Here is a 14,928-nt window from a genome sequence, read left to right as displayed (position 1 = left end):
TCGACCTGTGCGCGACGCGTGCGGCATGTGCGAAGACATCGGCGAAACCGCCGCGCACAGGTCGTAAGTCAGGGACTGATGCGCGCGCCGGCGGGACGGCTTTCGGGAGGATAGGATGCGCCGGTTGCTTCGGCGACTTGCCACGCGACCAGTCCGGGCAGGAACATGATGAGGTCGCGGATGCGCCGTGAGCCCGCAAGCGCGAGACTTGTCGCCGGATCGAACCCCAATGCGCCACCGATCAGCACGAACCCGCCTTCCTGCACCCCGAGCGCGCCGGGTACGAAAAACGCAGCGCTGCTCACAGCCTGAATGAGCAGTTCCAGCACGACCGCTTTCCCGAAACCCGCCGTGACACCCAGAAAATACAGCGCAAGCCATAACTCGAGTGCAGTCAGCAGGCACTGAACCGGCTGCCAGAAAAAGACATATCGGAGTATGACGCCGCGGCGGCGCCAAATCAGTTTCATCGATTGATCGATACGGCCAGAGTGCCCAACGAGTTCGGCAAGCTGACCGCCGCACATGCGGTTGACGAACCGTGCCATGCGTTCAAACGGACGCGCGTGCTGAACCAGTGCGAAGAGAATGAGAAATGGCGCGAGCACGGCCGCGCCAAGTGCGAGTTCGGCGGACAGTCGCAGCATGCTCGAACTCGACTGCGCCGCCAGATACCCGATGCTGCCAAGCGTGAACACGAGTTGACTGATGACGGTCAACTGCATATCGACAATGATGCTCGCCGCTGCTGTCGCTGGGCGCAGCCCACGGCGCGCCATCAATCGGAACGACACGACTTCGCCGCCAATCCGCGCGACGGGCAGCATGCTGTTGACCGACTCGCGAATCCATACCAGGTGCAGCATGCGGCACAGCGTGGGCGGGTTTGCCCCGCGAATCAGCGTTTGCCAGTCGCGCGAGTTTGCGATCATGGGCAGCACATGCGCCATCGCCGCGATAGACAATCCCCACCCGGCCGTGCGCATGAGCGCGACCACCGCGCCGGGATTCTCGTGCGCGACCAGCCATACCGCGGTGATCAACCCGGCGAGCGCCGCGGCGCCTCCCAAATAACGCTTCACCACATTCATTCCTCGGTGACCGGAACCAGCAAGCCATCCCTTCCCACCGTGAAATTGAAACCGCGCCACACTACACGCGATGAAACAAAACTCAGCAGGTAGACCGCGAACAGCACAATATCCCAGATCGGCAACAGCGCGATGCCCGCAGCCGGTCGTCTCAGCGCCTTGTTCATCTGAAGCTTGAGCGCAAGCCGCGCGATAACTGCCGTACCGACGGTGGTCCACGCCCACATTGCGCCGCCCGACACCACCACACTCAGCAAGGCAAAGGCCAGCGGATGCGTCAGCACCGAACCCAGGTGTCCGGCAGGATCGATAGTGCGGATCGTTCGGCTCCATCGCAACTCGTGCGCGACAAACTCGGCCACGTTTTTTTCCACGCACGCATGGGTCACCGCAAATGCAGGCACGACGACTTTCTCCCCGGCAAGACGTACCGCCTCGCCAATGGCATGGTCTTCGGCAAGATGATGGACGAACTGCGAAAAGCCGCCAATTTTCTCGAGTGTAGCGCGGCGCATAGCGAGCGTCTGTCCGAAACACGGCCGCGCCATACCTGACGCCAGACCAAGTACAACACCCGGCAGGAACTGATAATTGCTGGCATCGGCGGAAAGACTGCCCCAGAAACCGGCGTCGGATTTCCCCCAGTACAAACACGTTACGAGACCCACGCCCGGTTGGTGCAGCTCCCCGACCACGCGTCGTAAATAGTTCTGCTCCACAGCCACGTCGCTGTCCGCGAAGACAAGGATATCGTAACGGGCCTCGGGCAGCATGTTGAGGACGTTGCTCATCTTGCGGTTGGGCCCGTACAAACGGGCGTCGGACACTACGGTGATGTCCGCATCCGGGAAAAGCCCGCGTACGTGGCGGACCACGTCGAGCGCAACGTCGCGCGAATCATGCACGCCGAACAGAAACTGGATAGGCCCCGGGTAGTCTTGCTCACAGAACGAAACGAGATTTTGCATCAGCGCGAGTTCCGCGCCATGCAACGGCTTTACGATGGTCACCGCGGGAAACGTCGTGGCCTCGACCACTGGCCGCGCGAAAAAGCGCCGCACCAGTAAGGTAGCGACTACGGTGTAGCTGACGCCGAAGACCACGCATGACGCGGTGATCCACATAGCGGGGCCCTGCACCCATTGCGCAAAATCGCCCGGAAGCAAATAGGCGAGCAATGCCGTCGAACAAAAGATCGCGACAACGCAGGCAATCCAGAGGTAATGCTTCATCGCCCAATGCCGAGCCGGGTTACACGAACCCTCATGCTTTGTGGGCTCTGAGGAAGCTGAAGAATTCAACGCCTTCGCGCAAGCGCCGACACATCATTTCCCAGCTCACCAGCATTTCCCGCACGATTTCCCAAATCTTCGATGGACGGAAATAGAAGCGCTTATAGAAGGTCTCAAGCCCGTGATAAATCTCATCGCGCGACAGATGCGGATAGCCAATCGCCGCCAGCTGCACACCCTTTGAACTGACGAGGTTGATGACCTTGTTTTCCTGCATCCAGCCGTTTTCTATGGCTTGCTTATAAAGCGTTGTGCCCGGGTATGGCGCGGCAAGCGACACCTGGATGGTATGCGGATTGATTTGCTTCGCGTATTCGATGGTCCTTTCGATTGTGTCGCGCGTCTCGCCTGGCAGGCCGAGGATGAACGTGCCGTGGATCTTGATGCCGAGCTTGCGACAGTCCTCACTGAACCGCCTCGCGATATCCGTGCGCAATCCTTTCTTGATGTTGAGAAGAATCTGGTCATCGCCCGATTCATAGCCCACCAGTAAGAGGCGAAGACCATTTTCCTTCATGATCTTCAGCGTGGAGAAAGGGACGTTCGCTTTTGCGTTGCACGACCATGTCACGCCGAGCTTGCCGAGCCCCCGCGCAATCTCTTCAACGCGCGGCTTGAAGTCGGTGAAAGTGTCGTCGTCGAACATAATCTCTTTTACTTCAGGCATGTTGTCGCGAATCCACCTCACTTCATCCAGCACGTTATCAACCGACCGTGTGCGGTAGCGGTGGCCGCCAACGGTCTGCGGCCACAAGCAGAACGTGCATTTTGACCGGCAGCCGCGACCGGTGTAGATCGATACATACGGATGTTTCAAATATCCGATGAAATAATTTTTGATCTTCAGATCGCGTTTATAGATCGGCGCGACGAACGGCAGTTCGTCCATGTTTTCCAGTATTGGACGCGCTTCGTTGTGTTCAAGCGAACCATCCGCTGCGCGATAGCTCAGGCCCTGGATATTGGCCAAGGGAATACCCTGCGCAACATCGCGGCAAGTGAAATCGAATTCTTCCCGGCACACAAAGTCGATAGCATCGCTCGCCGCCAGCGAGTTGTGCGGATCGACTGCGACCTTCGCACCCACCATGCCGATCAAGACAGTCGGGTTCTTCCTTTTCAGGTCTTCGGCAAAGAGCGCGTCGGTGGGGAACGAGGGCGTGCTGGTATGGATGACAACGAGTTCATAGCCGGCAGCAATTTCAAGCGTATCTGCGACCGACAAACCGTCGGCGGGCGCATCGAGTACGCGGCTGTCCGGTACCAGCGCCGCGGGCTGCGCAAGCCACGTGGGATACCAGAATGATCGTACTTCCCGCTTAGCCTGATAGCGCGAGCCGGCTCCGCCATCGAAACCGTCGTACGAGGGCGCTTGCAAGAAAAGCGTTTTCATGAACACTCCGGGATTACCGATGAAATGTTGGCTTGAAGCAATACGAAAGGTTTGTCTCCGCGCTATTCAGCATGACTGATTGATGCCATGCGAATGTTCGGCTTTCGGTCCGAGTTGGGTAAGACGTAAGGCATCACCAGCTATCAGACGCGCGACTGCCGATGACAGAATACTTGAACAATTGCTGTACTAACTTAGCGGGACATTACGACTTTCACCAAACCGAAAGCTAGGGGTTGTGCCACATCGGATCAAGAAAGAGCTCGGTTGAACCCTGCGTTAAAAACTGGTCGGCAGGCCTCACCTCAAGTTCATGTAGTGAAGGGTATCTGCGGCTTAAAGCACAGGTCAGGTTCGGTTTTCAATTGAACGCAGTGAAAAAAACGAAGGGCGATGTCCAACTCCTGGCACAGGAACAAACCATGCTGTTGCAGTTCGTACGGTTTCTCCTCCCTCGCTTTTCGCACAGACCAAACACATGAGAGTTCATCTCGACCTAGTTGGTGGAATAGCTGGCGATATGTTCATCGCAACCATGCTGAATGCCTTCCCTCAACATGCAAGTGAAACGATTCGCGTTGTCGAGCGTATGTTCGACGATAGAAGTGTCCAGTGCACTTTGCATTCGCACAATGATTCGGTACTCAATGGCTCCACGTTCACTGTGGAACAGGCAGGACCGGACGAACGGCATCTCGCTTCCATACGTCATGATCATGCGCCCGGACACAGTCACGACCATGTGCATTGGAGTGATATTCGCGCGCGACTTCTGCAAGACCTGCCTGCGGCAATCGCTAATCATGCAGTTAGCATCTTTGAGCTTCTCGCGCAAGCTGAAGGAAAAGTACATGGTGTCGCGCCGAGCGAGGTTGTGTTTCACGAAATAGGCGCATGGGACTCGATTGCGGACATCGTTGGCGCGGCTTATCTGATAAATGTGATCAACGCGAGCTGGACCGTCAGCGCGATCCCGATCGGTGGCGGAAGAATCAAGACTGCGCATGGAATCATGCCGGTTCCGGCTCCGGCCACCGCACTACTGCTCGAAGGTTTCGACATGGTGGACGACGGGGTCCCAGGAGAACGCGTAACTCCGACCGGTGCAGCAATCCTCAAATACCTATGTCGCGGCAAAGCTTCGCCGGACCTATTTTCAGGGCAATTGTCTCGCTCTGGTTTCGGGTTTGGCACGCGCAAACTTGATGGCATCAGCAACTGCGTTCGAGCACTCGTGTTCGACGACGCCAGATCTGTAACGTCAACGGGCGAAACGCATCGCCAACTTGCTGTAATCGAATTCGAAGTTGACGATCAGAGCGCGGAGGATCTAGCCATGGGGCTTTCCCACCTGCGCGCGCACGAGCGCATTTTCGACGTCGTGCAGTCCGCCGTATTTGGAAAGAAAGGACGCATGGCGACATCGGTGCGGGTGCTGGCATCGCCGGGAGCCATAGACGCGGTGCTCGATGTCTGCTTCCGCGAAACCACCACCATTGGACTTCGGTACCACTTGGTTCACGGTGCTGCGCTCGCGCGCCGGGCAGTCGAGGTGGACGTGGACGGCGAGCGCGTGCGGGTGAAAAGTGTCGAGCGGCCCGGCGGGACCTCTGCGAAAGCCGAGGCCGATGACGTCATGGCTCGAAAAGATCATGCGCAACGCATGGCGACACGCACGCGGGCCGTACAAGCCGCATTAACCGACAAAGCCTGACTTACCCCGGAGGAAACCATGCTTTCTGCTTTGACCCAGATACTGGACTCGCTTGGAGATATCGCTGTCGCGGTTAGCGGTGGAGTCGACAGCATGACACTGTCATGTGTCGCGCATCGCGCTGGGAAGCGCAACGGTGCCAACGTTAGGATGCTGCACGCGAGTTCGCCCGCTGTGCCCGTTGAAGCAACGGAGCGTATCAGGCATGTCGCGGCGGTGGAAGGCTGGTCGCTGTCTGTGATCAATGCCAATGAGTTCGGCAATGCACACTACCGCGAAAATCCGGTCAATCGCTGCTTCTTCTGCAAGAGTCAGCTTTACTCCGCCATTCAGGCGCAAACAAACGTACAGATCGTGTCGGGCGCGAATACGGACGATCTGGGTGAATATCGGCCGGGGCTCGATGCGGCGCGTGAGCGCTATGTCCGGCATCCTTATATAGAAGCGGGTATCGACAAGGCCGGCGTGCGGCGCATTGCCCGCGAAATGGGCCTGGAATCGATCGCCGACTTGCCGTCGTCTCCATGCTTGTCCAGCCGCATAGAAACGGGAATACGCATTGAAGCGCCATCGCTTGAGTTCGTTCATCGGGTCGAGAAGCTGGTTGCGGCGGCGCTCACAGCTGCCACGGTGCGATGCCGCGTGCGGGCGTCGGGCGTCGTTATCGAGTTAGACGACAAGAGTCTGGCAGCGCTGACACCTTCAATAACCGCTCACCTGATCGCTGCGATCAAGGCAGAAGGTGAAGCAACAGGGCGACCCCTCATGGCGTCGCCGCCGGACTTCGCGCCCTATAAGGTTGGCAGCGCATTTCTGACGAGGCAAGCATGATTCAGGAGGAGGTCAAACTTGATTTCAGGCGCGCCGAGCGAACCGGGTTGGACGAAGCAGTTTATGGCGCAGGCAAGTCGCCCACTCAGATCGCATTCATTGTGGAAGCAGCAGTCGAACGTGGAGCGCGCCTGCTCATCACGCGGCTGGCGCAGTCGCAATTCGATGCACTTCCCGGGACGGTACGCGGCTGCTTGGATTACTGCGCGGTGTCCTCCACCGCGCGAGCAGGCAGCGCGCTACCTCTGTCGAAGGCGCCACGCATTGCGCTGCTTGCAGCTGGTACATCGGACATTCCAGTCGCTAGGGAAGCTGAACGCACACTTCACCACTATGGCGAAGACGCGACCCTCTTCGCGGATGTTGGCGTCGCCGGACTGTGGCGCCTGATGACGCGTATCGAAGCGATCAGCGCGTTCCCGGTCGTGATCGCGATTGCCGGGATGGACGCCGCGTTGCCGACAGTCGTCGGAGGGTTGATCAAAAGCGCCTTGATCGCAGTGCCGACATCGGTAGGTTACGGCGTGGCGACAGGTGGACGCACCGCACTTTACGCCATTCTCGCAACATGTTCGCCCGGCATTTCAGTTGTGAATATCGACAATGGCTTTGGCGCAGCCTGCGCGGCAATACGCATTGTTAATACCATCGACGCCGCCGTGCTGGCGGTGTCTAAATCGCACGAATCCTCATTGATATCTCAGGAGAACCGGTCATGAAACGACGTACCTTCCTGCAAGGCACGGCAGCAGGCGCCGCGGCAGCCGCCGCTCATGGAACGGCCTCGGCGCAGGCCTCCCCGGCAGACATGTCGACCAACGCAGACGGAACTGTTGGTAACCTCGACCCGCGCATGCTACTTCGGGTCACCGATCCAGGCGAACGGCGCGGTGACATGTTGTACCGCGCACTAGGGCGCACGGGTGAAAAGGTGTCTGCGATTGGGCTGGGCGGTTCGCACATAGGCAAGCCGCCAGTCGATGCAAAAATGGCGGTCAAGTTGATTCAGGCCGCGCTTGACCGCGGCATCAATTTCCTCGACAACTCGTGGGATTACAACGGCGGTCAAAGCGAGATTCGCATGGGCACCGCGCTTTCACAAGGCGGCTACAGGAACAAGGCATTCCTTATGACAAAGATAGACGGACGCACCAAGATGTCCGCGCAGCAACAACTTGACGAGTCGCTGCAACGTATGAAGGTTGATCATATTGACCTAGTGCAGTTTCACGAAATCCTCCGCTTCGACGATCCTGACCGCATCTTTGCAAAAGATGGCGCGCTCGAAGCGCTGGTGGCCGCCAAGCAGGCCGGCAAGGTTCGGTACATCGGCTTTACGGGTCACAAGGACCCACGCATACATCTCTACATGCTGGCCACTGCGGCACGCCACGGTTTCCAGTTTGACACGGTCCAGATGCCCCTCAATGTCATGGACGCGCACTTTCGCAGTTTTGGACATCTGGTGCTTCCTGAACTTGTTAAACAACAAATTGGCGTGCTGGGCATGAAGACTTTCGGCGACAGCGTGATCCTAAAAAGCGGCTTGTCGCTTACGCCTCTGGACATGCTTCATTTCTCCTTGAATATGCCGACTTCGGTGGTAATCACTGGCATCGACAATGAAAAAGTACTGAATCAGGCCTTCGAAGCTACGCGTACATTCAAGCCAATGAGTGCAGACCAAGTGGCAGCCATGGCCGATCAGACAAGGCAACTGGCAATGGAAGGTAAGTACGAGCTATTTAAAACATCAAACTATTTTGATACGACTGCCAAGCACCCCGACTTTCTCGGTGGACTGACGCCCGGAGTTGAAGACCTCGCGCCGGGCCCTGCGACCTGATGCGCCGGTTGTGCGAAAGCGCCCTGCCCCACCGCTGACTTTTCCCGATGGCGCCGGGTGCGGTTCTTTTAACGCTCCGACTCCTTCGATCGAGGCTCGCAACTGCCCATGCCTAAACCCTACGCATTATTGCCCGATGGCTTCGGCGCTTCGATAAGGAGCAAGATCAAGCTGCTCTATCTCGGACTATTTGCCTTCAACGCAGCCGCATGGGCAATGGCGTTCTTGCAGTTCCGCGGTTACCCTTTGTTGATTGGGACCAGCTTTCTTGCGTATTCGTTCGGATTGCGTCACGCAGTCGACGCGGATCACATCGCCGCAATCGACAACGTCACGCGCAAGCTCGGAGCAGAAGGTCGACGCCCCCTGTGCGTCGGTCTGTTTTTTTCACTTGGGCACTCCACAATCGTCGTCCTTGCCTCGGCGTTCGTTGCAGTCACAGCTACAACGCTGGATCAGCGGTATTCGAATCTCAAAGAGATTGGCGCGGTGGTTGGTACCCTGATATCTGCGTTATTTCTCATCGCCATCGCATGCGTCAATCTGCGAGTTTTGTGCTCGGCCATTACCGCGCTTAAGCGCGTTCACACCGGGGTGTCCCACACCGATGAACACCTTGAACAGCTATTCGTCAGTCGCGGTTTGTTCGCCAGATTGTGCCGTCCGCTTTTCCGGCTCATCAACAAGAGCTGGCACATGTATTTTTTAGGCTTTCTTTTTGGCTTGGGATTCGATACCGCCACCGAGGTCGGCATACTCGGCATATCGGCTACCGGGTCCTCCCGCGGACTTCCGGTCTGGTCTATTCTGATTTTCCCGTTGCTGTTCACCGCCGGCATGGCCCTGGTCGATACCAGCGACAGCATCCTGATGCAAGGCGCTTACGGTTGGGCCCAAATCGATCCGGTTCGAAAACTTTCGTACAACATCATTATCACGGGCTTTTCTGTAGGCGTCGCCGTCGTGGTTGGTGCCATTGAAGCCTTTGGACTGATTACCCGCTATCTCGATCTGCACGGCAGATTCTGGGACGCGATTTCAAGTCTTAACGATCACTCAGAAGCAATCGGCTATGCGGTCGTCGGCGTTTTCGCCGCGACGTGGGCTGGCTGGGCTGCCTTCGCTAGATGGAAGCAGGCCGGCGTTCGGAACAATACCGGGAGTGTTGCTTAATCATTTAGTCAGTACGCTCATCTTCCACGCACGCAAACCCACATCAACCTGTCTTTATCAGGACCCGCGACATGAGCCATGAAATTGCAAGAATCGCACTGGTCGCAATAGTAAGCGGATGTCTTGCCGCATGCGGCGCGACCTCCACTGTGCCGGAAACAACCGGATTCGGTCCCGCACCGCCTCTGCCCGCTCCCGCGAATTCAATAATCACGACGGTCAATATCGCACCTGTCAGAAGCTTCAGCCAAACGGATCGTCCAAAGGCAACGGCGGGATTCACCGTCAACGCATACGCGCGTGACCTCAATCACCCTCGCTGGCTGTACGTACTTCCGAACGGCGACGTGCTCGTTGCCGAAGCTGACGCGCCAGAGGTACACGATCAGACAGGCGGACCGATCAAACGGTTCACGGCGTGGGTAAGAAAGCAGGTCATGAAACGCGCGGGCGCAGGCGTACCGAGCCCCGACAAAATCATCCTGTTGCGCAAGGCGAGCGGGAGCAGCGAACCCGCGACCAAGACCGTCCTGATCGAGAACCTCCATTCGCCGTTCGGCATGGCGTTGGCCGGCAACGATCTGTACATAGCTGACACAGATGCCCTTCTGCGGTTTCCGTATGTCGCGGGCGAAACTGTGATCCATAGCCCGGGCATAAAGGTAGCCGATCTGCCGGCCGGTCCGATCGATCATCACTGGACCAAAAATATCATCGCAAGCGCAGACAACGCTCACCTCTTCATCACGGTCGGCTCGAACAGCAATGCCGCTGAAAACGGTATCGATGTCGAATCGGACCGTGCACGAATCCTCATTTTTGATATCAAGACAGGGGCGATGCGTCCCTTCGCGACCGGTTTGCGCAATGCAAATGGGCTCGCATGGCAACCCGAAACCGGCGAGTTGTGGACCGCCGTCAACGAACGCGACGATCTCGGAAACGACTTGGTTCCTGACTATATGACCGCAGTACACGAGGGCGCGTTCTACGGATGGCCCTATAGCTATTATGGTTCGCATGTGGACCAACGGGTGCAACCGCAGCGGCCCGATCTCGTGGCGACAGCCGTCGTTCCAGACTACGCATTAGGCAACCATACGGCCTCGCTTGGCCTTGTTTTCTATAGAGGACCATTGTTTCCGGATCACTACCGGAACGGCGCTTTCGTCGGGCAGCATGGCTCCTGGAACCGCAAACCTCGCACAGGATACAAAGTGGTTTTCGTGCCGTTCGCCAATGGTAGACCTTCGGGTCCGCCCGAAGATTTCCTTGATGGCTTCCTCGATTCAGAAGGTCATGCGAAAGGACGTCCAGTTGGCGTCGCTGTCGATAAAGACGGCGCCTTGCTGGTCGCGGATGATGTCGGTAACGCGATTTGGCGTGTCACGCCCGAGAATGCCGTGTCACCGTGAGCGTCCCGGCAGAAAAGAGCCGTTCACGCGAGGCGCGGCTCAAAGGATACTTCGAGGGCTTGTCCCAATACCAGCACTCGGCAAGCAAAGCGAGTTCGTGCCTATCGCGGATGCTTCTTTCAATGCGTCAGTCTCATCCGAATCATCAGCACGGGCGACCTCGACCAGCACCGCGTCTCTCCTGATTAACAACGTTCTCGCAAATACGCCAGCATCAGGCGGTTTTTGTTGGTCCGCTTCGCGCCGTTTACATTTCGCAGTATTCGGATCGGGCTCAGCAGTCCGACGAATTCGCCGGGCCATGAGTTTGCAAAAACGGGCACTTCCCGAAGCCGCTAACCTGCTGCTGGCTAATCCATTCGAAGCACTCAAACCACCGTCATAACCAGAGAAGACGCGGTATTCATTGGTACAGGCGTCTAGGTCGATGTCCATTACGTCACAGCCTACAACTGACGTTATCGTCATGAGGACCTCTAGGCGGGAAGGGGTCATCCTTGGCCCATTCAAGTTAACCGGTCCTCACACGCCGTTGCAACGACCTTGCTGGTGTCCAGCTCAATCTTCAGAGCCATCCATTAGTGGCGGGCCAGCACCCTCGACTGGGTAAAGGAGAAAAACATGGCTTTCTTCAAACCTGTGCGATGGACCCATCGTATTGCGATCCTCATAGTGTGTATCGGACTTGTCGGCGCCGGAGGACGGGGCCTCATGGTGCACGAGCTCAAGCTTCAAGTGATCGAGTTATTAGGTCCAAACGGGTCCGCTAAACAAATCGAAGTGGGACTTTTGACAGTGACCTTGACGCGCATCACGTTACGCGCTCCACGGGAGTGGCCTACCGAGGACTTGTTTCGGGCCGAGCACGCGGTATTTAAGCTCGATTGGCGAACGTTTTTTACGCCTCGCGTTCACGCTGAATATGTCTTCGTGGATCAATACTATCTGTCAGTTGTCCGGGCACGTAATGGCAGCATTCGTGTATTGCCGCGTTTCACTCCCGAAGAGCGGGAAGCAGATGGACAGCCGCCAGAAGCAGCCAAGCGCGCGAACGCCGACAGGCTGATAGATCGTATCGTGTTCCGTAACGGCACCGTTGAGCTTGTCGATGAGGCAGTTCGGAAGCTACCTTATCGGCTCCTGATCACAAACGCGGGCGGTGAAGCGCATCATTTACGCCTTCCCGATCTGTCCGATCCTACGACCATCGAACTGACTGGTTCTTTGCGCGGCCCGTCTCACGAAGGAACGTTGTCGAGCAAGGGCTCGATAACTTTTTCAAATAGCGACTCGCAGTTGAAAACGCGCCTTCGCAACGTCGATATCACCATTTTCGAGCCTTACCTGATCAAGGAAGGCGGGAGCACGGCGCAAGCGCGCAGCGGAACGATCGATCTTGCATTAGACACGACCATTCGGAACAAACGTATTCATGCACCTGGCGCGATCGTTATTAAGAACCTGCAGCTGGCGCAAACTGAAAACGCAGAAGACACCATTGCGTCCGTGCCAGCGAGATCAGCCGTCGCGGCGCTTAAAGACCCTTCAGGAGCCATCAAGCTAAAATTTGAACTGGACGGCAACCTTCGCGACCCTCATTTTTCACTTACTCGGAGCGTAGGCGCGGAGATCATGAAGGGCTTTCCTAGTGCGGTAGCCTCGGGAGCGAGCGGGATTGCGCAAGCCGCCAAGCAGGCGGTGGAAGGGATCGGGCACGAAGTGGAAGAACTGTTCTCGAAGTAGCTTGCTCAGCCGGCCACAGACCCAGCAATCTGATGCTAGGTGCCCCCAACAGAATTCAGTTGTCCAAGGGGCACCTCCACTAGCAAAGCCATGGCCTGGTGGAATAAAAGATATGCTGCCCACTTCGCCTGGGGTATTTAAGCTCCGCACTTACCCAGTTCGTAGCGGCTTTCGACGGGATACACCACGCCAAGGCGTGCATAAATAGCGCCGGCAAGCACACGGACACAGTCGTCCACTCTTCCCCGTTACAGTACCGAAGACCGTGCGTATCGATTCCTAGCGGTTGTTTCTATGAATTCAGGCCTGCCCCGCATTGCCAGACAATGGTCTGGCCCGAGAGCCACTAATGGATTCGTCTTAAAATCAGCTCGGCATACATCTTCGGCAAACGACGACCGCCCCTTTCCAAGTTCAGCTCAGTCGCGTGCAACTGTCCTCCCAGCACCAACGACGGCTGGAACTAAATCACGATCATTGACCAAGTAGCTATCCATGAGGCGACCTTGCTTCGATGATAATCCAATGGTTCGCTAAACCGCCAAGAAAATGGTCTGCAAACCTCACAAAACCACGAAGCTGCGCCCAGATGCACAAGCAGGCCACTTAAAAATCCAAAAGTTCATAGGTATTACTCGATCGCCCACGACCTTCACCCATTAGCACCTGCAGTTTCGAAGCTATCGATTATCTGTGCACGACTAGGGGCTCGTGCTTCGGCGGAAGTTCCTTTGTCTCGAAAAGATTCGACTAACGAGGCAACTGAACTCAGCGAAGGGTATGAATACAATGGTGCGCCCCATCTCAGCGTCCGAACATTAGTCTTTGTGGCACGAAACCACGGCTCTGTAGAATTTACTTGTCCATCATAGGCGGTGCCGCAAGGGTCCGGTCGGATAACCCATTCGCGTAAGGGAAGTTCGTATTGCGTGATCCGATCTGAGAGAATCGACGCGTGTTTCGTATTGTTCAAGGTAGAACGCGGCTGCACCTTTCGATGCACCATCAATAATCTTGGCGAAATTTTAACGGCTGCGAAGCACGACAAAATGCAGAGATAATAAACAGTCCCAGTTTTGTTCCCGAAACGCATCAGAAATTTAAGCGACGATTTCAACGGCACGCCCCCGCGATCTGTAGAGCCTCATCTTGGCCCATGAGAGTGTCGCACTTACGGCATGCTCGCCCTTCATCACTTTCCCAAGGTATTCCGCGCGATGCAATACAAAATTGCACCAGAAGTTCTCAAGGTGGCAGCCTAGCTTGGCGACGCTTTGTGATAGTTTCAACTCCGCTACGGCCACATTCAGGTGGTCAGCTAACAGAAGAGCAAGCGCTAGTCGTTGTGGGCTATAAATGAGAGCAAGGGAACTGTTGATATTTTCTGGTTTCCGCTCGTGTCGCACATGTCGTCTAATTCACCACGATCGGGCGGTCAGCGCCCAAGCCTGCAAGCCTGCCTGGTTGACCGTGCTGACCTCAGAACCCGGGAACAGCCAAGCGTAATTCCGTCACTTATCTGCCTATCTCCGGAGTGCCTATCGCCAACTTTAATCGCTGAGCTTGGTCGAGGTGAAGGATGAAGGACGGGCGAAGTTGAACCAAGAGCATCTTCAGTTCCGCGCTCGTTGCAGTCCGAATAAATGTATCCACGGTTTGGACCAACTGCTGAAGGGAAGTGACCTCGCGATCGAGGTACGCTTCATCGAATCCACGCGTGTCAACTTCGTTAAGCCTCGCAACGTCTTCGACGCCCTGCTTCGTTAGTGCGTCGCTCATCGCACTTCGTCGCAGGCTCGAATCGAATCGCTGCATCAGTGCGTTGATCTTCTGATTGGCTTGTCCGTGCTCACCCACAATTCGCGTAGCTAATGCCTGGACACTTCTGGACTGGGTCCTGCGAAGTGCTAAAACTCCTGTTGCAATTTCCGCTTGATTTGCCACGAAAACAACTCCAGCAGTTTGCGCGTCGGTCCAGCGCTCTCCCTGCCCGTACGCGTGACTGATCCATGTGAGAGCGAACAGTAGCACCGTGGCAGTGGTTTTGGTTTTCATACTCGCCTCTATGTGCATTGTCTTTAAGCAATGCCGCTGCGCCGGATTCCTATTGTAGCGCCCCCGCAGTCGACGTTGAAAATCTACACCAAATTGCAGTGTTCATGACTTATAAAACGACTTGCGCGACACTTTGATCAAAACACGTCTCCAGGCGTTTGTCGCGCCATGTACCCTGCGGCGGCGCCACCCGTCGGTTCCAAACGCTGTTAAATTATCAAGCAGTCCGCTATCAATGTAGCGCGTACCTGCGTATTCCACGCCATCGCGAACAAGGATTCCACGGGAAAAAAATCACGAATTCCACGGCAAAGTTAATGCCGATTCCACGGCAAAGTTAATGCCGATTCCACGGCAAATAGAACAAGGTTTCCA

Annotated in this window: 11 protein-coding genes; 7 read left to right on the top strand and 4 right to left on the bottom strand. The window is 56.4% G+C overall.

The window, feature by feature from the left end:
• Positions 1-68: 68 nt before the first annotated feature.
• Genes ACRXB1_RS14775 through hpnJ form a run of 3 tightly spaced genes read right to left on the bottom strand, consistent with a single transcriptional unit; the run spans position 69 to position 3,776 of the window.
• Complete coding sequence (locus tag ACRXB1_RS14775) at positions 69-1,082, bottom strand: lysylphosphatidylglycerol synthase domain-containing protein (protein WP_449492406.1); 1,014 nt, start codon at positions 1,080-1,082, stop codon at positions 69-71.
• Between the two features lie 5 nt (positions 1,083-1,087).
• Positions 1,088-2,323 (bottom strand): bacteriohopanetetrol glucosamine biosynthesis glycosyltransferase HpnI, encoded by a 1,236-nt coding sequence (hpnI, locus tag ACRXB1_RS14770; RefSeq protein ID WP_449492405.1) that lies wholly within the window; start codon positions 2,321-2,323, stop codon positions 1,088-1,090.
• Positions 2,324-2,354: 31 nt separating this feature from the next.
• Positions 2,355-3,776, bottom strand: a complete 1,422-nt coding sequence (gene hpnJ / locus ACRXB1_RS14765; protein ID WP_449492404.1) for a hopanoid biosynthesis associated radical SAM protein HpnJ — start codon at positions 3,774-3,776, stop codon at positions 2,355-2,357.
• 478 nt (positions 3,777-4,254) lie between these two features.
• Here hpnJ and ACRXB1_RS14760 point away from each other — a divergent pair, with 478 nt between their 5' ends.
• The 7 genes from ACRXB1_RS14760 to ACRXB1_RS14730 all read left to right on the top strand — a co-directional run bounded on the left by ACRXB1_RS14760 (position 4,255) and on the right by ACRXB1_RS14730 (position 12,498).
• Positions 4,255-5,490 carry a LarC family nickel insertion protein gene (locus ACRXB1_RS14760; RefSeq protein ID WP_449492403.1) on the top strand — a complete coding sequence of 412 codons (1,236 nt, stop codon included), beginning with the start codon at positions 4,255-4,257 and terminating at the stop codon, positions 5,488-5,490.
• A gap of 93 nt (positions 5,491-5,583) precedes the next feature.
• Positions 5,584-6,321: a hypothetical protein gene (locus ACRXB1_RS14755; RefSeq protein WP_449492402.1), complete on the top strand. Its 738-nt coding sequence runs from the start codon at positions 5,584-5,586 to the stop codon at positions 6,319-6,321.
• Positions 6,318-7,040: a nickel pincer cofactor biosynthesis protein LarB gene (larB, locus tag ACRXB1_RS14750; protein ID WP_449492401.1), complete on the top strand. Its 723-nt coding sequence runs from the start codon at positions 6,318-6,320 to the stop codon at positions 7,038-7,040. Before ACRXB1_RS14755 ends, larB begins: the two co-directional genes overlap by 4 nt.
• Positions 7,037-8,167: an aldo/keto reductase gene (locus ACRXB1_RS14745; protein ID WP_449492400.1), complete on the top strand. Its 1,131-nt coding sequence runs from the start codon at positions 7,037-7,039 to the stop codon at positions 8,165-8,167. Before larB ends, ACRXB1_RS14745 begins: the two co-directional genes overlap by 4 nt.
• 108 nt (positions 8,168-8,275) lie before the next feature.
• The gene (locus ACRXB1_RS14740; protein ID WP_449492399.1) at positions 8,276-9,340 is read left to right on the top strand and encodes a HoxN/HupN/NixA family nickel/cobalt transporter; all 1,065 of its coding nucleotides are present in this window, start codon (positions 8,276-8,278) and stop codon (positions 9,338-9,340) included.
• A 71-nt stretch (positions 9,341-9,411) separates the two neighbouring features.
• Entirely contained in the window at positions 9,412-10,755 is a 1,344-nt protein-coding gene (locus tag ACRXB1_RS14735; RefSeq protein ID WP_449492398.1) for a PQQ-dependent sugar dehydrogenase, read from the top strand.
• A 621-nt stretch (positions 10,756-11,376) separates the two neighbouring features.
• Positions 11,377-12,498 (top strand): DUF748 domain-containing protein, encoded by a 1,122-nt coding sequence (locus tag ACRXB1_RS14730; RefSeq protein WP_449492397.1) that lies wholly within the window; start codon positions 11,377-11,379, stop codon positions 12,496-12,498.
• A gap of 1,515 nt (positions 12,499-14,013) precedes the next feature.
• On the opposite strand, the gene ACRXB1_RS14725 is transcribed toward ACRXB1_RS14730, so the two are convergent.
• Positions 14,014-14,553, bottom strand: coding sequence for a DUF4142 domain-containing protein (locus ACRXB1_RS14725; RefSeq protein WP_449492396.1), 540 nt, complete (start codon positions 14,551-14,553; stop codon positions 14,014-14,016).
• Between the last annotated feature and the right edge of the window lie 375 nt (positions 14,554-14,928).

This window comes from Caballeronia sp. M23-90, assembly GCF_053574605.1.
This window is presented reverse-complemented; position numbering and strand designations above follow the sequence as displayed.